The following is a 20,121-nucleotide window of genomic DNA, read 5'->3' on the forward strand; positions in this document are numbered from 1 at the left end:
AATGACCGACGGCGACTTCGACTACGAGGACCTGGGGCTGGTCGCCGGCCTCGAGATCCACCAGCAGCTCGATACGGCGACGAAGCTCTTCTGCGCGTGCCCGACGACGCGACGCGAACCCGAAGAACACACGCGGACGTTCACGCGCTACCTCCACCCGACGAAGAGCGAGCTCGGCGAGATCGACGAGGCGGCCCTCGAGGAGTCGCAGGTCGAACGCGAGTTCGAGTACCTCGGCTTCGACACGACGTGTCTCGTCGAGGAGGACGACGAGCCCCCCCACCGCATGGACGGGGAGGCGCTCGACGTCGCCCTCGAGGTCGCGGCGCTGATGGACATGACGCCGCTCGATCAGGCCCACGTGATGCGCAAGGTCGTCATCGACGGGTCGAACACGAGCGGCTTCCAGCGCTCGTCGCTCGTCGCGCAAAGCGGCGAGATCGAGACGAGCGAGGGACCCGTCGGCATCGAGGACATGATGCTGGAGGAGGAGTCCGCAGCGCGCGTCGAGGAGAGCGATTCGGGCGCGACGTTCGCGCTCGATCGGCTCGGCATCCCGCTCGTCGAGATCGGCACGGAGCCCGACATCCGCAGCCCCGAGCAGGCCCGCGAGGCCGCCGAGCGCATCGGGATGTTGCTGCGCTCGACCGGACAGGTCAAACGCGGCCTCGGGACGATCCGACAGGACGTGAACGTCTCCATCGCCGAGGGCGCGCGCGTCGAGATGAAGGGCGTCCAGAGCCTCGACGACATCGACGACCTGGTGCGCTTCGAGGTGCAACGGCAGGTCCGACTCCTGGAGATCGCCGACGAGCTCGACGGGCGGGACGCGAGCGTCGGCGAGGTCCAGGACGTCACGGACGTCTTCGCGGAGACGGAGTCCTCGGTGGTCCGCGGGGCGCTCGACGCCGGTGGGTTGGTCTTCGCGGTGCCACTCTACGGCTTCGACGGGATCGTCGGGCGGGAGCTCCAGCCGGACCGTCGGCTGGGGACGGAGCTCTCCGACCACGCGAAACGCCACGGCGCGGGCGGCATCTTCCACACGGACGAACTGCCGGCGTACGGCGTCACCGAAGACGAGGTCGAGGCCCTGCGCGAGGCGGTCGACGCCGGCCCCGAGGACGCCGTGGCGATGGTCGCCGCGGAGGCGGACGTGGCTCGCGGCGCGACGGAGGCCGCGGCCGACCGCGCGCGGACCGCGATCGAGGGCGTCCCGGAGGAGACCCGCGGGGCGAACGAGGACGGGACGACGGAGTACCTCCGTCCGCTCCCCGGCGCGGCGCGGATGTATCCCGAGACGGACGTCCCGCCCGTCGAGCCCGACCCGAGCGAGATCGAGGTCCCCGAGCTCCTCACGGAGAAGGTCGAGCGCTACGTCGCGGAGTTCGACCTGACCGAGGACGTCGCCGAGCAGGTCGCTTACGGGCGGCGATGGCGGCTCTTCGAGGACGCGGTGGAACGCGGCGTGGACCCGAACCTCGCGGCACGCACCGTGGAGTCGACGGTGACGAGCCTCCGGCGCGACGGCATACCTGTGAAAAACCTCGCGGACGAGCACTTCCACGGCGTCTTCGATCTCGTCGCCGACGACGAGATCACCCAGGAGGGCGTCCCCGAACTGCTCGAAACGCTCGCCGAGGAGCCGGATCGGACGGCCGCGGAAGCCGCGGAGGAAGCGGGTCTGGGCTCGGCGGACGAGGATGTCGTGCGCGAGGCCGTCGTCGACGTCGTCGAGCGAAACGCCGAACAGATCGAGGCGGAGGGCATGGGGGCGTTCTCCGGTCTGATGGGTGAGGCCATGGGCGCGCTCCGCGGGAAGGCGGAGGGCGATCTCGTCAGCGAGGTGCTGCGCGAGGAGATACAGAAGCGGAGCTGAACCGAGCCCGAGGTTCCGACGGCGTTTTAGAGATCACTCCGACTCGTCGACGAGCGCGTCGACGAGCGTGTCGAGCGAGTAGGCCTGGAGGGGCCGCGGCGTGTCCTTCGTCCGCGAGGTGACGAACGTCGAGTTCGTCCGGTCGACCTCCTCGATGGCCTCGAAGTCGGTGATGAGGCGCTCGACGGCGTCCGAGTCGGGGAGGCGCGCGAGGACCATGAAGTCGTACTCGCCCATCGTGAAGAAGACCTGCGTGACGCCCTCGATCTCCTCGAGCTCGGCCGCGACGCCGCGGTAGCTCCCGCTGTAAGAGGTGTACACCTCGATGACGACCGTGACGCCGAGACCGAGCGCGTCGAGGTCGAGATCGTAGAGGTCGTTTTCGATAATTCCCTCCTCGCGGAGACTGTTCAGCCGGTAGTGGATGGTGGAGACGGGGATATCCGTCTCCTCGTGGAGCCGCTCGGGGCTTCCGGTACCGAGGTCGGAGATGGCCTTCAGGAGGCGCACGTCCCGTTCGTCCATACGGGACCGATCGCGCGACCGCCGTAATACTCCACCGGGACGGCGCGACCGCTCGACCCGACCGGAGGCGCCACCGACGTGCGCCGTGATACCGTACATTTCTCATCGTAATGCATTAGGTTAGAGGAATATCCCAGTTATACTGAAGTCTTTGTAGACAAGTTTAACACCGCTCGTCCACTACCCGTTCGTAGACAGATGTCTCTCGCAGATACCCTCCACGGCCCCCGCGCCACCGCCACGATGTTCGTGGCGCTCGCGGCGTTCTGGGGGACGTCGTTCGTCGCCATCCAGACCGGCCTCCACGCCTTCCCGCCGCTGCTCTTCGCGGCCCTCCGCTTCGGGATCGCCGGTCTCGTCGTCCTCGGCTACGCCGCCTACACGACCGCGCGCTGGTTCCCGCGGACGCGCGCCGAGTGGCTCCAAGTGACCATCGGCGGCGTCCTCGTCATCGCCGTCTATCACGGGCTCCTCTACCTCGGCGAGCGTCACGTCCCCGGCGCCGTCGCGGCCGTCATCGTCTCGCTCGCACCCATCCTCACCGCCGTCTTCGCCAGCCTCGTCCTCTCGGAGGACTCGATCGGCGGCGTCGAACTCGTCGGGTTCGGCCTCGGGATCCTCGGCGTCGTCGCGATCGCCGCACCCGGCGGTGGCGCGCTCGCTGGCGTCGGCCTCGTGCCCGTCGGCCTCGTCGTCCTCGGTACCGCGACCTTCGCGCTCGGCGGCGTGCTCACTCGCCCGCTCGCCACGTCGCTCCCCCTCCGGTCGATGCAGGCGTGGACGATGCTCGTCGGCGCCGCGCTGCTCTTCGGCGGCGCGGGCCTCCGCGGCGAGTCGTTCGCCGCGATCCACTGGACCCCCGGATCGATCGCCTCCCTCGCCTACCTCACCGGCATCTCGGGTGTGCTCGCCTTCCTCCTCTACTTCGAGCTCCTCGATCGGGCCGGTCCGAGCACCGTTCACCTCGTCAGCTACCTCGAACCGGTCGTCGCCACCGTGATGAGCGTCGCCCTGCTCGGTCAAGGCGTCGGCCCCACGACCGCCGTCGGCTTCCTCGCGGTCTTCACCGGCTTCGTCGTCGTCGAACGCGACCGCTTCGCCGTCTTCGACGACGCCCGCGAGCGCGCCCGGCTCGCCTACGTCCGCCTCGTCCACAGCGAGCACGTCCCGTCGAGCGGCCGGCACGGCTACGAGCGCGCCGACGACTGACGCGTCCGCCCCGTCGGAGGCACGGAGACGCGAACGGAGCGTGGTGTGGGGCGACGCCGATCGTATTATCGGGCGCGCGCCCGTTCGGTTCGGTATGGTCTCCGCACGTACCCTTCTCGCGCTCCTCGTGGGCCTCGCGATCCTCACGCAGCCCGTCGTCGGCGACCCGCCCGGCCTCGACACGCAGTACACCTACGGAGCGACGCCGTTCGGCGCTGACGACGGCGAAGCCGTCCACTCACTCTACCACCTTCCAGCGGTCGGGTACGGCGTCGACTCGCAGCTAACCGTCGTCCGACAGGCCGCGAACGACACCGTCACCCGGCCCGTCGACGAGGTTCCGCCGGAGGTCGAACGTCTCACCGAGGTCCGATTCCTCGCTGACGACCGTGGTGACCAGTACTACCGCCTCGATGCCCGCATCGACGGCGAGACGTTCACGCTGAACGCGACGCCGGTCTCGGCGCGCGCCGTCGCCGCCGACCTCGCGGTCGCGCCCGCCGACGCTCCCGCGCCGATCCGCGACGCCCTCGACGGGAACGCGACGAGCAGGCAGTCGTACCCCGCGGCCGTCCTCCGGACGGACGACGGCTACGCGCTCGTCCGCACCGTCGCCACCGAGCGCGTCCCCGACCCCTACACCGTCCCGAAGATCGCCGCGTACGGCTTCGCCGTCGCGCTCGTCGTCTGGGGGTGTCTCTCCGTCTATCGCGAACGCGTCAAGCGCGAGACCCGACGTCAGTAGCCGTCGTCGTCGACGGAGTCCTTCCGGCCGTTGCCCTCGATGTGCCAGCGTGCGCGGCGCAGGATCCCGTGGAGGGTGTTGATTTCGCGGCCCGTCGGGTGCGCGCGCCCGAGGATCCGACGCAGCATCCGGCCGGTCTTCGCCTGTTTCTCGTCGGGGTAGTCAACGAGCGAGAGGAAGTCGTCGAAGTGATCGTAGAACGCCTCGATCTCGTCTTCCGTCGCGCGGTGGACGGCGACGTCCGGCAGTTGGGTCTCGTCCACGGTGAGGTCGCGGAGTTCGTAGAGCGCGATGGTCGCGGCCTGCCCGAGGTTCAGGACGGGGTAGTCGGCGCTCGCGGGGATCGAACACACCTCGTCGAAGCGCTCGATCTCGCGGTTGTGGAGGCCGACGCGCTCGCGTCCGAAGACGAGACACGTCGGGGCCTCGACGTCGCGGAGGCTCCCCGCGAGCTCGTCCGGCGTTCGGAACGGGAAGCGGACGTGCTTGGTCGCGTCCTCGTTCGTGATCGCGGTGAAGCCCACGGTGTGGAAGGTCTCGACGAGGAAGTCGAGGTCGACCACCTCGGCTTCGGGGAGGACGTCCTCTCGCGCCTGCCCGGCGTAACCGTAGGCCTCCGACCCCCGGGAGAGGTCCGGCGGGTCGACGAGGTAGAGGTCCTCGAAGCCGAAGTTCTTCATCGCGCGGGCGATCGTGCCGACGTTCCCGGACGTCTCGGCGTCCACGACGGCGACGGCGGGGGGGCTGGCTCCCATCGCCACCCGATAGCCGCCGTGTCGACAAAAGGGGCGCGCACCGCCGGCACGATGGACCGCGGGTTCTATAGCGTTGGCCGCCGCGGGCTCACGTATGCACACCGTGGACGCCGCCGGCCTGCGGATCGGCGACGACCACCCCCCGCGTATCATGGGGGTGTTGAACGTCTCGAAGGAGTCTCCGTACTCGCCGAGCGTCTTCGACGACCCCGACGAGGCCGCCGCTTACGTCGAGTCGGAGCTCGTCGCGGAGGGGGCCGACATCGTGGACGTCGGCCTCGAATCCGCGAACAAGCGCCTCGACGTCTTGGACGAGGCGTCGGAGCTCGAACGCCTCGACACGGCCATCGAGACGATCGAGCGCGTCGACGGCGCCGACGACGTGACCTTCAGCATCGAGACGCGCTACGCGGCGGTCGCGGACGCGGCCCTCGAAGCGGGGTTCGACATGGTCAACGACGTCTGCGGATTCGCGGACCCCGAGATGCCCGCCGTCTGCGAGAAACACGACGCCGCGGTCGTGAAGATGGCGTCGCCGCCCGACCTCGAACGCCCCGGCGCGATCGAGGACGTCGACGACATCTACGACGCGCTCGCGCGCAACGGGTTCACGGAGAAGACGATCCTCGATCCGGCCTTCGGTGGGTGGAGCGAAGCGAAAACGCTGGCCGACGATCGGGAGACCTTCGAGCGCCTCCGGGAGTTCCGCGGATACGGTCGCCCGATCCTCGTCTCGATCAACCGCAAGAACTTCCTGCGCGACATCGCCGGTCGTTCGACGGAGGAGGCGCTCCCCGTCTCGCTCGCCGCGACGTCGATGGCGGTCGAGCGCGGCGCGCACGTGATCCGAACGCACGACGTCGCGGAGACCCGCGACGCCGCCCTCGTCGGCCACGCCTTCACCCGCGAGCGCCACCGCGACCGGGCCGTCGAGGAACTCGACGTCACGACCGTCCGGGAGGCCGAGCGCCACATCGCCCGTCTCGGCGGGAACGCCGCGGCCGCCGAGGACGCGGTCGCGCACGCCTACGAGGTTCGGCCACCCGCGGACATGCGTCACACGCTTGTCAGCGCCGCGTCTGACACGGACGTCGTCTGCACGGGCCACGAGACGCTCTTCGTCGCCGGCACGACGACGGAATTGGAGGCCTTCGCGGACCGGATAACGAGCGCGTCGAAGGCGCTCGCGGGGATTGCCGGGGAGATCCGGTCGAGCGTGGAGTAACGAGAAAGCTTATGCCGGAAGCCCCGCAACCCCGGATTGGAGGCCGAGGCTCCGCGCTGGTAGGAGTACACTACAAACTGCGGGGGCTCGGCTCGAACCACCGCGACCCGAAAAATTTCTCGCGCCCCCACGCCGACTAGTCACCCGTGCAGTTCCATACGTGGGAACCAGCCTACGAGGCGATCCTCCGCGACTTCGGCTACGACCGCGACGGCGACGAGGCCGCGCGTGACGAGCTCGCCGCGCTCGTGAGTGACTTCGACGTCTCGCGCCTCGACGCGACCGGCGAGACGGTCGCCGTCGTCGGCGCCGCGCCCGCGCTCCCGGACGACCTCGACGCCGTCGCGGACGCCGATCGCGTCTTCGCCGCCTCGACCGCCGCGGACGTCCTGCGCGAACGCGGTCTCGCCGTCGACGTCCACGTCACCGACCTCGACAAGAACCCCGAGACGAGCCGCGAGCTCGCCCGCGAGGGGACGCCGGTCGCCGCGCACGCCCACGGCGACAACCGCGACCTCGTGGCCGAGTGGGTGCCGAAACTCGACGGCGCGAACGTCCTCGGCACGACGCAAGCCCGGCCCGTCGACGGCGTCCGGAACTTCGGCGGCTTCACCGACGGCGACCGGGCGGCGTTCCTCGCGGACGCCGTCGGCGCCGAGCGGTTGCGCTTCGCCGGCTGGGACTTCGACGACGCCCCGGACGACGCGAAACGCCGCAAGCTCCGGTGGGCGGCGCGCCTCCTCACGTGGCTGGAGGATCGCCGCGACGAGCGCTATCCGATCCTCGACGGTCACCGGGACCTCGACTGGCTCCCCTGACCGTCGGAACCCGTGACCCTCTCCGCGGTCTCGGGCTTTAACCGCGGGTCGGCGCTTCGACTCGGACGTGAACGAGACCACGGACGCGGTGCGATCGCGGAGCGGTCTGGACGGAAAGACGGCGGTCGTCACGGGCGCGTCGGCGGGGATCGGACGCGCGATCACCGAGGTCTTCGCGGCGGACGGCGCGGACGTCGTCGTCTGCTCGCGTACGCTCGGTGACGTCGAGGCCGTCTCGGACGCGTTCGCGGCCCTCCCGGGCGACGTCGAACCGGTCGAGGCGGACGTAACGGATCGCGACGACGTCGCGGCGCTCGCCGAGGCCACCGAAGGGGCGTTCGGCGGCGTCGACGTCCTCGTGAACAACGCGGGCGGGAACGCCGCGATGGCTCCCACGGGGGAGTACGAACCCGGACTCTGGGACGAGACGATCGGGGTCAACCTCACGGGCGTCTACAACGTCACGCACGCCTTCGCGGACGCGCTGCGCGCGGGCGGACCGAGCGCGGTCGTGAACGTCGCCAGCATGGCCGGCGAGTACGGCGTCGAGAACATGGGCCCGTACGGCGCCGCGAAGGCCGGCGTCATCGCGTTCACGCGATCGCTCGCCCGCGAGTGGGCGGACGCGGACGTCCGCGCGAACGCGGTCTCGCCGGGCTTCATCGCCACGGAGAAGCTCCGTGAGAACTTCGGGCTGGACGCCGAGATCGATCGCGGGAACGCGGACCGGAAGTGGGGGACGCCCGCGGAGGTCGCGGACCTCGTGCGCTTCCTCGCCAGCGACGCGGCCTCGTTCGTCGACGGCCAGTCCGTCCGCATCACGGGGACGCCGAACACGTACGAGGTGCCCGATCGCTGAGCCGAGGACAGTACCGTTATGCCGACGCCGGCCGACTCCCCACCCGTGCAACTGTTCTGGCACCGGCAGGATCTCCGCCTGCACGACAACCGCGGGCTCGCGGCGGCCGCGGACGCCGCCGAGGGCGAGGCGGTCATTCCGGTGTTCGTCTTCGACGACGACGTGCTCGCATACGGGAGCGATCGGCGCGTGGCGTTCATGCTAGAGGCGCTCGCCGAACTGCGCGACGCCTACCGGGCTCGCGGGAGCGACCTGCTCGTGCGCCGCGGCGATCCCTCCGGGGTGCTCCCGGACCTCGCACTCGAACGCGACGTCGACGCGGTCCACTGGAACGCGGACTACTCGGGGTTGGCACAGGAGCGCGACGAGGCGGGCGCGGACGCGCTCTCGGCGGCGGGCGTCGAGACTCACCGGCACCACGACGCGGTGATCCACGAGCCCGGCGACATCCGGACGAACGCGGGCGACCCCTATCAGGTCTACACCTACTTCTGGAAGAAGTGGCGCGATCGGGACAAGCCCGACCCGTTCGACGCGCCGGGGGCCGACTCGCTCGCCGCGGTCGCGGGCGACGACCTCCCCGCGATCGACGCGCTCGGCTTCGACGAACCGGACATCGACCTCCCGCGCGCCGGTCACGACGCCGCGACGGCGCGCCTCGATCGCTTCTGCGACGCGGACGTCTACGACTACACCGACGGCAGGGAGTACCCCGCGCGCGAGGGGACGGCGCGCGTCTCGCAGGACCTCGCGTACGGGACGCTCGGCCCGCGAGAGGCGTACGCGCGGACCGCCGAGGCGATGACCGGTGCCGACGACGAGGGCGAACGCGAGAGCGTTGATGAGTTCCAGAGCCAGCTCGCGTGGCGCGAGTTCTACGCGCAGGTCCTCTACTTCAACCCCGAGGTGGTCTCGGAGAACTACGACGACTACGAACGCCCGATCCCGTGGAGAAACGACGCCGACGAGATCGCGGCGTGGAAGGCTGGCGAGACGGGCTACCCGATCGTCGACGCGGGGATGCGCCAACTGAAACGCGAGGGGTACGTCCACAACCGCGTGCGGATGATCGTCGCCTCGTTCCTGACGAAAGACCTCCTCACCGACTGGCGCGTCGGCTACGCGCACTTCCGCGAACACCTCGTGGACCACGACACGGCGAACGACAACGGGGGCTGGCAGTGGGCGGCCTCGACGGGGACGGACGCCCAGCCCTACTTCCGGATCTTCAACCCCCAGACGCAGGGCGAGAAGTACGACCCCGACGCGGCGTACATCCGCGACTACGTCCCGGAGCTCGCGGACGTTCCCGCGGCGAAGATCCACGAGTGGCCCGAACTCGACGCCGCGGAACGCGCCGACCTCGCACCCGACTATCCGGCCCCGATCGTCGATCACGGCGAGCGTCGCGAGGCCGCAATCGAGGCCTTCGAGACCGCGCGCGGCGAGGAGTAGCGCGCCGCGCCGCCGGCTCGAGCGGTCGTCCGCGTCCCGCGCTCAGAGGAGGGACGCGACGTCGCCGAGGTCGTCGACGACGTACGTCGGCTCGATCTCGGAGGCGGCGACGTCCTCGCGCGCCGAGACGCCCGAGCAGACGAGCGCGGTGTCCATCCCCGCTCGCTCGCCCATCAAGACGTCCGTTTCGAGGTTGTCGCCGATCATCAAACAGTCGTGGACGTCCGCGCCGACCTCGGCGGCGGCGAGATCCGCCATCCGCGTCTCCGGCTTCCCCACCACGACCGGCTCTTGGTCCACCATCCCCTCGATCGCGCTCACGAACGCGTTCGCGCCCGGGACGGGACCGTCCTCCTCGGGCGTCGTCCGGTCGCGGTTCGTCGCCACGAACACCGTCCCCGGCCCGAACGCGCGGAGCGTGCCGGTGAGGCGCGCGAAGTCCACGCGGTCGTCGTAGCCGGCCACGACGACGTCCGCCCGTCCCTCCGTCGAGAGCGTCAGACCCGCGTCCTCGATCTCGGCCTCGACGGTGTCCTGCCCCATGACGTGGACGTCCGCGTCCGGGCGGTGCTCGGCGAGGTAGGCGGCGGTCGCCCACGCCGCGGTCACGACGGGTTCGCCCTCGTAGTCGATGCCGATCGCGTCGAGCCGGCTCGTCACCTCGTCGCGGCGGACGCCGGTGTTGTTCGTGAGGAAGACGATCGGGACGGCGGCATCACGGAGCGCGCGCAGGCCCGCGTTCGCGGCGGGGATGGCGCTTCGCCCGCGCCAGACGGTTCCGTCGAGGTCGACGAACGCGGCGGCGTACGACACGTCGTCCGAGTTCGCGGCCCGCCCTCGTAAACCCCACCGTGTCGCGCGCTATCCGCCCCCTCCTCAACCTTTAACAGTACGCCGGCCGGAGTTCCAGTCGAGGAGATTCACCATGACTGATTACGAGCTGCCGGCGCTGCCGTACGAGTACGACGCACTGGAACCATCGATCAGCGAGCAGGTGCTGAACTGGCATCACGACACGCACCATCAGGGATACGTAAACGGGTGGAACGCGGCCGAGGAGACCCTCGAAGAGGCCCGCGAGGAGGGTGACTTCTCGGATTCGGCGGGTGCGATCCGGAACGTGACGCACAACGGCTCCGGGCACGTGCTGCACACGCTGTTCTGGGAGTCGATGAGCCCGAACGGCGGCGACGAGCCCGCCGGCGCGCTCGCCGCGCGCATCCAGGAGGACTTCGGCTCCTACGAGGCGTGGAAGGGCGAGTTCGAGGCGGCGGCGTCCGCGGCCGGTGGCTGGGCGCTCCTCGTCTACGACACGCACAGCAACCAGCTGCGGAACCTCGTCGTGGACAAGCACGACCAGGGTGCGCTCTGGGGCGCCCAGCCGATCCTCGCACTCGACGTCTGGGAGCACTCGTACTACTACGACTACGGTCCGGCCCGCGGCGACTTCATCGACGCGTTCTTCGACGTCGTCGACTGGGAGACGCCCGCCGACCGCTACGAAGAGGCCGTGGCGCGCTTCGAGTAAGTCGCACCAGACGACCGACGAGCCGAGCACCGCGTCGTAGCGATCGTCCGTTTTTCTTTCGAACGCGTCGTGGAGCGACCGCTCAGGCCGGCCGGAGCCGATTGCGTCGCCCGTCCGCGAGCGCGTCGATGGCGTCCGCGAGCGCGCCGTAGTCCCGCCCGCTCGTGCCGTCGAAACTACACAGGACGCCGACGTGATCGTCGAAGACGAGTCGGAACACCTCGAAGCCGTCGTACCCCCGGACGGTGTAACGAAAGGGGGCGGGGTGTACGCGATCGTAGGTGTCGTGCGTGACGAAGGCGTAGCGCTCGTTCTCGACGTAGCGTTCCACGTCCGTGGCCGTCACCCCGTCGGCGACGTCGCTGCGGATGTATCGCGTCTCGTACCCCTCGGTATCGAAGGTCCAACAGCCCCGCAATGCCGCGCCGTACTCCCGGGCGGTTTCGACGAGTGCGTCCCCGTCGCTCGTTCCGTCCGGGCGGTGCTCTACTGCCATCGGCCACACGGTTCCCCGCCGTCGGGTATAACTACTGAGTCCGTTTCGAGCGCCGTGTCCGAGACCGGGCGCTTTTGCCCTCCGCGGCCGTCGTTCGGGTATGCCGCGCCCGAAGAGCGAGTTCGACGCGCTCTACCCCTGTGACTTCTACGCGCCGGCGGAACTGCTCGACGACGACGCGATGTACACCGTCTACGAGATCGCCCGTCTCCTCCAAGACCTCGATCCGGACGCCGAACTGGAGGCCGGGACGGAGGACGTCCTCCTCGATTGGGCGATCCCGTGGGTGCTCTACCACGGCGACGAGCTCGTCGTCGCCGAGCCACCGAGTGACGAGGACCCCGGCTACTACGGGCTGAAGACCGGCGACGACGTCTGAGGCGATGCCCGATGATCAGCGCGCGAATCGGGCCGCGCGGAGCGACGCCGCGACGCCGTCGATCGGGTCGTCGATCGCGGGTCCGTGGCCCGCGTAGAGCGTCTCGACCTCCCCGTCATCGAGTGCGGCCCGGAGGCGCTCGACGCTCTCGACGAGCCGTTCCGCGTCTCCCTCCTCCAGATCCGTGCGGCCGAAGGAGCCCCCGGCGAAGACGAGGTCGCCGACGAAGCCGACGCCGGCCGTGCGGGAGCGGAAGACGAGGTGGTCGTCCCTGTGGCCGGGCGTATGCAGCGCGTCGTACTCGTGGTCGCCGATAGTCACCGATTCGGCGTCCGCGATCCCGTGATCGACGCGTTCGTGCCCGGGATCGAACCCCCACGTCTCGACGCCGAACGCCTCGCGGAGCGCCGGCACGTTCTCGACGTGATCCGAGTGGGTGTGGGTGAGGACGACCGCGTCGAGGCCGTCGACGTGTTCGCGGACGGCGCTCGCGACGTCGTAGTTCGCGCCCGCGTCGATCAGGACCGTGCGCTCGCCGGTGACGAGATACGCGTTCGCCGTGAACGCGCTGACGCCCGCCGAGCAGTTCGTGATCATGCCCGTTCTCGGCGCGCGAGGGTGAAAAGCGCGCGGTCGCGGGGCGCTCAGACCGGCGCGCTGACGAGCACGAGCTTCGAGAAGGAGTCGCGGTTGCGGATGATCCGTTCCTCGTCCGGGCTGATGCGGATCGCCTCCTCGGCGTCGAGGGAAACCGTCCGGTCGCCGAAGTCGACGTCCACGCCGCCCTCGACGACGTAGTAGACCTCCTCGAGGTCGTCGTCGACGTGGTCGTGGCTCATCGTCTCCTCGCCGGCTTCGAGGGCGAGCACGGTGAAGCCGAGGGTCTCCGCGTCGAGGACGTCGCGCATCATCCACATCTCGCCCGCGACGCTGTCCGGGAGCACCGATTCCGCGTCGGCGGCTGTCGCTTTCGTGTACGTCACGTGTCAGTGTGGCGTCGCCGCTCACTTCAACGTGTCCGCCATCGCGGGCGACGCGACCGGCCCCGCGACGCCTTTTTGACGCCCGGTGTCCTCGGCCCACGCATGGACGTTCAGTTGCTGGAGGCGACGCCGAACCCGGAGGAGGTGATCTGCCGCGCCGCGCGAAACGACTATATGAGCGAGTACGGGGCCGAGAAGTCCCTCGAAGCGGTCATGGCGGGAATCGAGGGCGAGACGACCGAAGAGAAACAGCGCACCCTCATCTCGAATCTGATGGCGCACGGCCACTTCGGACCGTTCGAGCACGCCCAGGCCACCTTCCACGTGAAGGAGATGAGCCGGTCCTGTATGGCACAGATCACGCGACACCGACACGTCTCCTTCGACGTGCAGTCGATGCGCTACGTCGCCTTCGACGACGTCGACCCCGCGGACGTCCGCGAGGGCGAACTCGTCGTCACGCCGCCCTCCGCCACCGACCCCGACTGGATCGGCCGCAATCAGAAGGGCGGAGCCGTCGACGAGGAGACGGTCGAGAAGCGCCGCGAGGTGTTCGCGGACTCCGTCGAGCGCGCCGTCGCGGACTACCAGGAACTGCTCGATCTCGGGATGCCCCCGGAGGACGCCCGCTTCGTCCTCCCCATCGGCACGAAGGTCAACGTCGTCATGAGCCTCAACGCCCGCATGCTCATGCACGTCGCGGACATGCGCGCCGCCGCCGACGCCCAGTGGGAGATCCGCGGATTCACCGAGGACCTCCTCGATCGCGCCGCGGAGTGGTGCCCCATCACCTTCGAGGAGTACGAGTCGTCGATGAAGAACCGCAAGAACCGACTCGCGCCCTGAGACGGCTTCGGCCACCGCGGTCCGCGACAGCGATCGATACGCTCTCTCACATCGCGTCGCACGTGCCCCGACCGCGCGGAGTTCCGATCCGTTTCTGCCGCCGCGTCACTCGTCGACCCCGAGGGAATCGTCGGCGTCGAACGGACCCACGTCGTCGGCGCTCGTCGGTGTTCACTACACATACCCGACAAGACGGACCGATCGGACAGTCGTCACGTCCGTGTACCGTGCCGAGGTCCGTGTGATGGGGGTTCCCACGACGGGTCCGGTTCAACGAGTTTTTATACGACCCGCTCCTTCGAATCAATGCAGACGCGTGATGCGTCGGCCACCGTGCTCTGGTGGTGTAGTCCGGCCAATCATCTTGCCCTCTCACGGCAAGGACCAGGGTTCGAATCCCTGCCGGAGCACTCCTTCCCTCCCGCCGTCTTGCGATTCTGGTCTGTGAACAATGAGTGTGATCACCATTGCTCCAGGGCAACGAAGTCAGACGGACTCGGCCACCCCGACGCCGTCTTGCGATTAGTCCGTTTGTCGCACCAATCCGGTTCGAGGGACGCACCAAAAGCGGGGAAACCCGTAGACGGAAGCGGGATCGATGATCGACCTCGACGAGTTCCCGCTCGTCACCCAACCCGCAGACGAGTTCCTCAACCCGCGCCAACGACTCGACTACGAGGCCGAACGCGAATCCTGCATCGAGTGGCTCCTCACCTTCGGGAAAGACCCAGACACGGCCACCGGCTACGCCGAGGGCACCGTCGAACCGCGCTGCTACCGCATGGACCGCTTCTATCGGTACGTCTGGGAGGAACTCGAAGGCGGCTACACCGCCAACGTCACCCACGACCACGCCGACGCGTGGATGACCCACCTCGCAAAGCGCGACGTCGGCGCCACCCACAAGCGCAACTGCCAGAAGTCGATCAAGATGCTGTTCAAGTGGCGACACCACGAACACGGCCTCGGCGAGTGGGACCCAGAGATCACCTTCTCCCCGGACTCCAGTACGAACCCCCACGACTACCTCACCCGCGAGGAGCGCGGGAAAGTCCGCGAAGCCGCCTTAGAGTACGGCGCGATCCCGAACTACAACAACCTCGCGCCGGCCGAACGCGACCGCTGGAAGCAGTACCTCGCCCAGCGATTCGAGAAGCCCAAATCGGACGTCGCCCCCGCCGACTGGGAGCGCGCGAACGGCTGGAAGACCCCCTCGCTCGTCTGGACGAGTCTCGACGCGGGCCTCCGCCCCGTCGAAGTCGAGCGGGCGACAGTTAGCTGGATCGACACCGACAACGAGGTCCTCCGCATCCCGAAGGAGGACAGCTCGAAGAACCGAGATCACTGGGTCGTCGGGCTCTCCTCGCGCACCGCCGAGGCGCTGTCGAAGTGGCTCGACGAGCGCGACGCGTACCCGGCGTACGACGACACGGACGCCGTCTGGCTCACCCGGAACTCCAATCGCTACCAGACCTCGTCGCTCCGCTATCTCCTCCAGCGGCTCTGCGAGATCGCCGACATCGACACGACGCACCGCTCGATGAGCTGGTACGCCATCCGGCACTCCGTCGGCACCTACATGACCCGCGAGGAGGACCTCGCCGCCGCACAAGCCCAACTCCGACACAAGAGCTCCGAGACCACGATGAAGTACGACCGAGCACCCGTCGAGGACCGCCAGGACGCACTGGACCGGATGGGCTAACAAACGGCCTCCTGTGACGGGCGGAGCCGGTTTTACTGCCCGTCCCTCTTCCCGTCGTTGCCATCAGCTAGGTCCAGAGAAGCTCATCACCAGGGAACTATCGATCCGAGCGCACTGATCGCGTCTGAAACCGCGTTAGCGAGCTTGTTTCGATGTTTCCGGCGTAACTCTATTCCGATGCCCATACGCGCGGTGGACCTCTACCTCCGCCTCTCTCTGTAGCATACGAAGACGGACCCTCTCAGCTTCTGTTAACGGTTCCCTGTCTGCATTCTCGTTATCGAGTATGGCTGCCATCGTGGAACCCTGTACGAGACTGCGTTCATCGGCGAAAAGCGTCTCCGTCGAGCGAGCGGGGCTCGGGGTGGTCGCGGTGAGTGATTTCTGGGCGGGCTATCTCTGGGGCCGCGGGAGCGGTGACGGGCCGTCACTCCCACCGGAAATCGCGCTGTTGTTCGGCGGGCTGCTGGTCTTCGTCGGCGTCCTCTACCTCCTCCGCGACGTCTTCAACGCGATTGCCGGTGTGACCCAAGCGCATCCGGTGTTATCTCTTCTCGTCGTCGGCGTTGCGGCCGTCGGTATCGGCGAGCTCGTCGCCGTGAACGAGGATCTGGACGTCGAGGAGAAAGTCTCCGGGATGGGCGCGCTCGTTCTCGTCCTGTTCGGCGTCTTCTGGGTCATCGGCGTCCTGTCCGGCGCGTCGTCGCTCGACAACGCGTCGTGGCCGGTACAGGCCGTGATGATGGTCCTGTCGCTCGTGATCGTCTGCGGGTTCCTGTACATGCTCGTCTCCCTGCTCCGATACCGGTGGCCGAGGAACCAGACCGACGCGGTCAGCACAGTCGAGATATCGCGTCGGCGGTGTCACGGGTAGCGCAGGAAACTCACGGCTGACGCTCCGGGTCGTCGATACACTCTCTCAACGAGAGATCGGTAACGTGCCAGCTGCTGAAGGCGACCTCAGTCGTGCAGCGCGTCGAGGAGGTCTCCGTCCTCCTCGATGAACCGGCGAACCCGCTCGCGGTGACGCTCTCGGTCGGCGTCGTCTGCCTCTGGCTCCAGACTCATGTTGACTACTACTACCACCAGGCGCTTCAGTCTTCCCCTCGCGTCACGGTGTGAGACGATCCTCGTCGATATCGCCCGTTTGCAACCAGTCCGCGAGCTCGGACGGACTGAACCTGCGGATGCGTCGCATCACGCGTTCCGCGCGCTCACCCCGCTCCGCCGGCTCCAGGCCCTTCCGGTCGAGGTAGGTCCGCATCGTCAGCCACGCCGTCCGTTTGTTCCCGTCCTCGAAGTAGTGCGACGTCGTGATGTTCCGCAGCAGGAGGGCCGCGGACTGGTACGCCTCGTCGTCAGTGTTCGCTTCGGGGATGTCTCCGAGGAGGCGTTTGAACTTCAGGCGCGGCGCTGCGACGCGAGCTCCGGGATATTTCAGATCCCAGTGGTCGACGACCTCGTCGTGAGTGTCGAGGATGTCACGCGCGGTCGGGAGGTCGCTCGCCATCTACGATGCTATCTCCCCGGCAGGACCTTCTCGGTTGCGGAATGGCGCACCGGCTCCCTCTTTAGTGCTGGGTTCGAGGGGATCCATCGTACCCGTAGCTCGGAATGCGACCGTATCGTTGCGAATCATCCTTCGAACCGGCTTTGCCCGGTGGCCAACGCGCTGGATGCTTTATGTACATGGGAGCACATAGTATCTCTCAGTAGCAGCCCAGACCGCTGATCGAGCGGGCCCGGGGGTGCTCCAGTCGTGCGGTCGCCAGTCGGAAAAGCGAGGCCTCTCACGGCAAGGACCAGGGTTCGAATCCCTGCCGGAGCACTTCTCTCGGTTCGCGAATTCGATAGCGACTCGCTTCGACTCAGCGGCGATTCGCTTCGGCGTCGGTGATTGACACGTAGTTCGTACTCTGTCTCGCACGTCCACACCACTCAGCGATACTCCCGCGTGGCCCGCGTCGTTTCGCCACGCCGTTCCCGATCGATTGCCTGCCGGCGACGCGTCCGTTCGTCGATCGGAGACACGGTCATATCCAGGCCGTAAGGTCATTATGTCCCACGTGGGAAGGTGAACGTGCCCACGGCTAGAGGCGACGACCACCGGACCTCCCCGCGTGGGGAGACAGCCCGGTGGATCGGAAATCTGGCCACGCGATCAGCTCCTCTGGGGGGAGGGCTGACGCACCGTCGGAACGCTGGCCGCGGCCAGTGAACCGGAGCTTTATCTCCGGTTCGGTGGCATTACTGCGGGGATACAGTAAAGGACATCTATCTACTCACGAACACCTTCGTCGGAGCCGCGGCCACGGCTCCCACGAGCGATGTACCGACTCCGTCGCGTCTCGACGACCGTCACGCTGAGTGCGTTTCCGGCCAAAACGTAGGCGAACACGTTCGCCCAAGAGCGGATGCATCACCGGCGACAACGACCGGGTGATGTCTGAGGCCGAATCCATCTACGACGAGATCGGTGGCAAGGACGCCGTCGAGTCCGTCGTCGACGACTTCTACGACCGTGTTCTCGACGATCCGGTTCTCGAACCGTACTTCGAGGACACCGACATGAACGAGCTCTTCGCACACCAGGTACAGTTCGTGAGCGCCGTCGCCGGCGGGCCGGTCGAGTACGACGGCGCGGACATGCAGACCGCGCACGAGGGAATGGGTATCACCGCAGAGGCGTTCGACCGCGTCGCCGACTACCTCGCCGCCGCGATGGCCGAGAACGGCGTGCCCGAGGAGGATATCGATGCGGTCATCGACGAGGTCGCGGCCCTGAAAGACGACGTCGTCGGCCAGTAAGCCGGCGCGTACAGCGTCCGACGTCTATCGGGGAGCGCGCTGGCGTATGAACCCCCGGCAGTCGCGTCGAGTGTGATCCTTCGAGGGTCATCGAGAGAAGGGGTCGGGGAGGGACTCCGTTTGCGGTGTCACTACCGTCAACGGTCCGGGCGTTCGACGCCGGCGATCTCGAAGCGCGCGCCGCCGGCCGCGCTCTCGGTGATGACGATCTCCCACCCGTGGGCGTCGACGATCTCCTGGACGATCGAGAGCCCGAGGCCGGTGCCGCTTTCGGTACTCGTGTGCCCGCGGTCGAATACCCGTTCGCGCTCGGCCGGGTCGATGCCGGGACCGTCGTCGGCGACGTAGAACCCCGAGCCGTCCGCGAGGTCGCCGACGGTGACCGTCACGTCGCTTCCGCCGTGTTCGACCGCGTTCCGAACGAGGTTGCCGAACAGCTGTCGCAACCGGGCCTCGTCCGCGTCGATCGTTCGCGTCGTCTCGACGTCGAGCGTCGCGTCCGCCGTCTCGACCGTGGACCAACTGTCCGTGGCGACGTCCGCGATGGAGACGGGGTACGTCTCGTCGACCGACTTTCCCTGTCGAGCGAGCGTGAGGACGTTCTCGATGAGCTCTCGCATCCGCTCGTGGGCGCTCCGGACCGTGTCGATGTGGGGGCTGTCGTGCTCGTCGGCGACGAGATCGAGATACCCGCTCGCCACGTTGAGCGGGCTTCGGAGGTCGTGGCTGACGACGTTGGCGAAGTCTTCGAGATCCTCCGTCCGCCGCTCGAGCTCCGCCCTAGCGCGCTCCCGTTCGGTGATGTCCAAGTACGTCGCGAGGCACTCGGTGGACGACTCGCCGTCGAGCGCCGTCGCCGTGAGGAGGAACGTCCGCTCCTCGCCGGCCGCCGTTCGGCGAACGACTTCCCGTCGAACCTGCTCGCCGCGCCGGACGCGTTCGTTTATCTCGCGGGCCTGCTCCCGTCTCGCGTCGTCGACGATGTGCGGGTCGAGCGCCGCCCCCTCCAGCTCGTCGGCCGCGAACCCGAACGTCTCGTCGAACGCCCGGTTGACCTGCTCGACGCACGGGTCCCCGCGGTCGAACGCGATGAGGACGAGCGGGACGGGCACGGCGTTGAGTAGGGACGCGAACCGGTCGCGCTCTCGTTCGAGCCGGTCCCGGTACTCCCGGCGCTCGGTAACGTCCTCGTTGACCGCGACGAACCGGACTATCTCGCCCCCGTCGTCGGCGATGGGGGAGATCGTCTGCTCGACGACGTAGCGCTCCCCGTCCGCGCGCTGATTGACGATCTCGCCCTCCCAGATCTCGCCGCCGAGGATCGTGTCCCAGAGCCGCTCGTAAAACCGCTCGTCGTGGACGCCCGATTGGAGGATGCTGGCGTCGCTTCCGACCGCCTCCGCCGCCGTGTAGCCCGTCTGCTCCTCGAACGCGGGATTGACGTACTCGATCGTCGCCGTCGTGTCCGTCCAGTAAATCGCGTGACCGGTGCTCTCGACGGCCTCTCGGAAAGCCCGCCGACCACGTTCCGGATTCGTGTGCGCGTCTTCCACGAGAACTGCCTCGAACTACGGTCTGTAGTGTGTTAAGCTAACGGCCCATCCTCGAAGCCACGGCGTCAGCACCGCTTCGAGTCGACCGATACGAGCCACACGGTTGACGAGAGGCGGACGCCGCGGAACCCGAACGCCGAGGCGGGATCGGCCCCTCCGGTCTCCGGGAAACGACATCGTGCGTGTTAAGTGTGCTCCGGGGGAACGAAGAGTAGAGTCAGACTGATGCACCAGTCCGCGAGAGCGTGACTGGGAAGGGTCGATGTACGCTCCCGCGTTCACCTGCGGGACGTGCGATGACAACCGTGTGTACGTGTAATCCAGGCGCTCACTGGACTCGTCTGCCGTCGTGGCAT

The 20,121-nt window shown here is 68.1% G+C and carries 21 protein-coding genes and 1 tRNA gene; 14 read left to right on the top strand and 8 right to left on the bottom strand.

Annotated elements, in window-relative coordinates:
* Position 1: 1 nt before the first annotated feature.
* Complete coding sequence (gatE, locus tag J2754_RS06150; protein ID WP_211086944.1) at positions 2-1,876, top strand: Glu-tRNA(Gln) amidotransferase subunit GatE; 1,875 nt, start codon at positions 2-4, stop codon at positions 1,874-1,876.
* A gap of 33 nt (positions 1,877-1,909) precedes the next feature.
* Here the strand turns inward: gatE and J2754_RS06155 are convergent, their stop codons facing one another.
* On the bottom strand, positions 1,910-2,401 hold the full coding sequence (locus J2754_RS06155) for an Lrp/AsnC family transcriptional regulator (RefSeq protein ID WP_188878927.1): 492 nt from the start codon (positions 2,399-2,401) through the stop codon (positions 1,910-1,912).
* A 198-nt stretch (positions 2,402-2,599) separates the two neighbouring features.
* Here J2754_RS06155 and J2754_RS06160 point away from each other — a divergent pair, with 198 nt between their 5' ends.
* Positions 2,600-3,610: a DMT family transporter gene (locus J2754_RS06160; protein WP_211086945.1), complete on the top strand. Its 1,011-nt coding sequence runs from the start codon at positions 2,600-2,602 to the stop codon at positions 3,608-3,610.
* Positions 3,611-3,704: 94 nt separating this feature from the next.
* Positions 3,705-4,355 carry a DUF8127 domain-containing protein gene (locus J2754_RS06165; RefSeq protein ID WP_188878930.1) on the top strand — a complete coding sequence of 217 codons (651 nt, stop codon included), beginning with the start codon at positions 3,705-3,707 and terminating at the stop codon, positions 4,353-4,355.
* On the opposite strand, the gene J2754_RS06170 is transcribed toward J2754_RS06165, so the two are convergent.
* Entirely contained in the window at positions 4,349-5,110 is a 762-nt protein-coding gene (locus J2754_RS06170; RefSeq protein ID WP_211086946.1) for an RNA methyltransferase, read from the bottom strand. The genes J2754_RS06165 and J2754_RS06170 overlap by 7 nt on opposite strands.
* 94 nt (positions 5,111-5,204) lie before the next feature.
* Between J2754_RS06170 and folP the strand changes: the two genes are divergently transcribed.
* The 4 genes from folP (at position 5,205) to J2754_RS06190 (ending at position 9,467) form a co-directional block, all read left to right on the top strand.
* Positions 5,205-6,335 (top strand): dihydropteroate synthase, encoded by a 1,131-nt coding sequence (gene folP / locus J2754_RS06175; RefSeq protein ID WP_211086947.1) that lies wholly within the window; start codon positions 5,205-5,207, stop codon positions 6,333-6,335.
* 146 nt (positions 6,336-6,481) lie between these two features.
* The gene (locus J2754_RS06180; RefSeq protein WP_188878936.1) at positions 6,482-7,153 is read left to right on the top strand and encodes a 6-hydroxymethylpterin diphosphokinase MptE-like protein; all 672 of its coding nucleotides are present in this window, start codon (positions 6,482-6,484) and stop codon (positions 7,151-7,153) included.
* Between the two features lie 67 nt (positions 7,154-7,220).
* Positions 7,221-8,012 carry an SDR family NAD(P)-dependent oxidoreductase gene (locus tag J2754_RS06185; RefSeq protein ID WP_188878937.1) on the top strand — a complete coding sequence of 264 codons (792 nt, stop codon included), beginning with the start codon at positions 7,221-7,223 and terminating at the stop codon, positions 8,010-8,012.
* A gap of 45 nt (positions 8,013-8,057) precedes the next feature.
* Positions 8,058-9,467 carry a cryptochrome/photolyase family protein gene (locus J2754_RS06190; protein ID WP_211086948.1) on the top strand — a complete coding sequence of 470 codons (1,410 nt, stop codon included), beginning with the start codon at positions 8,058-8,060 and terminating at the stop codon, positions 9,465-9,467.
* Between the two features lie 42 nt (positions 9,468-9,509).
* Here J2754_RS06190 and J2754_RS06195 read toward each other — a convergent pair whose 3' ends face one another.
* A complete protein-coding gene (locus J2754_RS06195) occupies positions 9,510-10,280 on the bottom strand; it encodes an HAD-IIA family hydrolase (protein WP_211086949.1) in 771 nt (256 codons plus the stop codon).
* Positions 10,281-10,392: 112 nt separating this feature from the next.
* Here J2754_RS06195 and sod point away from each other — a divergent pair, with 112 nt between their 5' ends.
* On the top strand, positions 10,393-10,995 hold the full coding sequence (sod, locus tag J2754_RS06200) for a superoxide dismutase (RefSeq protein WP_188878940.1): 603 nt from the start codon (positions 10,393-10,395) through the stop codon (positions 10,993-10,995).
* Positions 10,996-11,077: 82 nt separating this feature from the next.
* Here sod and J2754_RS06205 read toward each other — a convergent pair whose 3' ends face one another.
* Positions 11,078-11,491 (bottom strand): DUF7522 family protein, encoded by a 414-nt coding sequence (locus J2754_RS06205; RefSeq protein WP_188878941.1) that lies wholly within the window; start codon positions 11,489-11,491, stop codon positions 11,078-11,080.
* Between the two features lie 100 nt (positions 11,492-11,591).
* On the opposite strand from J2754_RS06205, the gene J2754_RS06210 reads away from it, so the two are divergent.
* On the top strand, positions 11,592-11,870 hold the full coding sequence (locus J2754_RS06210; RefSeq protein ID WP_188878942.1) for a DUF5827 family protein: 279 nt from the start codon (positions 11,592-11,594) through the stop codon (positions 11,868-11,870).
* A gap of 15 nt (positions 11,871-11,885) precedes the next feature.
* Here the strand turns inward: J2754_RS06210 and J2754_RS06215 are convergent, their stop codons facing one another.
* Together J2754_RS06215 and J2754_RS16085 are read right to left on the bottom strand one after the other, a co-directional pair.
* Positions 11,886-12,467, bottom strand: a complete 582-nt coding sequence (locus J2754_RS06215; protein ID WP_211086950.1) for an MBL fold metallo-hydrolase — start codon at positions 12,465-12,467, stop codon at positions 11,886-11,888.
* Positions 12,468-12,514: 47 nt separating this feature from the next.
* Entirely contained in the window at positions 12,515-12,853 is a 339-nt protein-coding gene (locus tag J2754_RS16085; RefSeq protein WP_188878944.1) for a cupin domain-containing protein, read from the bottom strand.
* Positions 12,854-12,955: 102 nt separating this feature from the next.
* Between J2754_RS16085 and thyX the strand changes: the two genes are divergently transcribed.
* From thyX to J2754_RS06240, 4 genes are all read left to right on the top strand, one after another.
* Positions 12,956-13,699, top strand: a complete 744-nt coding sequence (thyX, locus tag J2754_RS06225; protein ID WP_188878945.1) for an FAD-dependent thymidylate synthase — start codon at positions 12,956-12,958, stop codon at positions 13,697-13,699.
* A 335-nt stretch (positions 13,700-14,034) separates the two neighbouring features.
* Positions 14,035-14,109, top strand: a tRNA-Glu gene (locus J2754_RS06230).
* Positions 14,110-14,297: 188 nt separating this feature from the next.
* Positions 14,298-15,404 (top strand): tyrosine-type recombinase/integrase, encoded by a 1,107-nt coding sequence (locus J2754_RS06235; protein WP_188878946.1) that lies wholly within the window; start codon positions 14,298-14,300, stop codon positions 15,402-15,404.
* 373 nt (positions 15,405-15,777) lie between these two features.
* Complete coding sequence (locus tag J2754_RS06240; protein ID WP_188878948.1) at positions 15,778-16,278, top strand: hypothetical protein; 501 nt, start codon at positions 15,778-15,780, stop codon at positions 16,276-16,278.
* Between the two features lie 237 nt (positions 16,279-16,515).
* On the opposite strand, the gene J2754_RS06245 is transcribed toward J2754_RS06240, so the two are convergent.
* The gene (locus tag J2754_RS06245; RefSeq protein ID WP_211086951.1) at positions 16,516-16,914 is read right to left on the bottom strand and encodes a Fic family protein; all 399 of its coding nucleotides are present in this window, start codon (positions 16,912-16,914) and stop codon (positions 16,516-16,518) included.
* Positions 16,915-17,846: 932 nt separating this feature from the next.
* Here J2754_RS06245 and J2754_RS06250 point away from each other — a divergent pair.
* Entirely contained in the window at positions 17,847-18,212 is a 366-nt protein-coding gene (locus tag J2754_RS06250) for a group I truncated hemoglobin (RefSeq protein WP_188878952.1), read from the top strand.
* 137 nt (positions 18,213-18,349) lie between these two features.
* Here J2754_RS06250 and J2754_RS16555 read toward each other — a convergent pair whose 3' ends face one another.
* Positions 18,350-19,765 (bottom strand): PAS domain-containing sensor histidine kinase, encoded by a 1,416-nt coding sequence (locus J2754_RS16555; RefSeq protein ID WP_211086952.1) that lies wholly within the window; start codon positions 19,763-19,765, stop codon positions 18,350-18,352.
* Positions 19,766-20,121: the final 356 nt, after the last annotated feature.

Source organism: Halarchaeum nitratireducens, assembly GCF_017874695.1.
In the GTDB taxonomy this organism is placed as follows: domain Archaea; phylum Halobacteriota; class Halobacteria; order Halobacteriales; family Halobacteriaceae; genus Halarchaeum; species Halarchaeum nitratireducens.

Excerpts from the sequence above, each read along its gene's own strand:
- J2754_RS06245 (WP_211086951.1), bottom strand. The coding sequence starts at position 16,914 with ATGGCGAGCGACCTCCCGACCGCGCGTGACATCCTCGACACTCACGAC.
- folP (WP_211086947.1), top strand. The coding sequence starts at position 5,205 with ATGCACACCGTGGACGCCGCCGGCCTGCGGATCGGCGACGACCACCCC.
- J2754_RS06160 (WP_211086945.1), top strand. The coding sequence starts at position 2,600 with ATGTCTCTCGCAGATACCCTCCACGGCCCCCGCGCCACCGCCACGATG.
- sod (WP_188878940.1), top strand. The coding sequence starts at position 10,393 with ATGACTGATTACGAGCTGCCGGCGCTGCCGTACGAGTACGACGCACTG.
- gatE (WP_211086944.1), top strand. The coding sequence starts at position 2 with ATGACCGACGGCGACTTCGACTACGAGGACCTGGGGCTGGTCGCCGGC.
- thyX (WP_188878945.1), top strand. The coding sequence starts at position 12,956 with ATGGACGTTCAGTTGCTGGAGGCGACGCCGAACCCGGAGGAGGTGATC.
- J2754_RS06215 (WP_211086950.1), bottom strand. The coding sequence starts at position 12,467 with ATGATCACGAACTGCTCGGCGGGCGTCAGCGCGTTCACGGCGAACGCG.
- J2754_RS06165 (WP_188878930.1), top strand. The coding sequence starts at position 3,705 with ATGGTCTCCGCACGTACCCTTCTCGCGCTCCTCGTGGGCCTCGCGATC.
- J2754_RS06235 (WP_188878946.1), top strand. The coding sequence starts at position 14,298 with ATGATCGACCTCGACGAGTTCCCGCTCGTCACCCAACCCGCAGACGAG.
- J2754_RS06205 (WP_188878941.1), bottom strand. The coding sequence starts at position 11,491 with ATGGCAGTAGAGCACCGCCCGGACGGAACGAGCGACGGGGACGCACTC.
- J2754_RS06210 (WP_188878942.1), top strand. The coding sequence starts at position 11,592 with ATGCCGCGCCCGAAGAGCGAGTTCGACGCGCTCTACCCCTGTGACTTC.
- J2754_RS06170 (WP_211086946.1), bottom strand. The coding sequence starts at position 5,110 with ATGGGAGCCAGCCCCCCCGCCGTCGCCGTCGTGGACGCCGAGACGTCC.
- J2754_RS06155 (WP_188878927.1), bottom strand. The coding sequence starts at position 2,401 with ATGGACGAACGGGACGTGCGCCTCCTGAAGGCCATCTCCGACCTCGGT.
- J2754_RS06250 (WP_188878952.1), top strand. The coding sequence starts at position 17,847 with ATGTCTGAGGCCGAATCCATCTACGACGAGATCGGTGGCAAGGACGCC.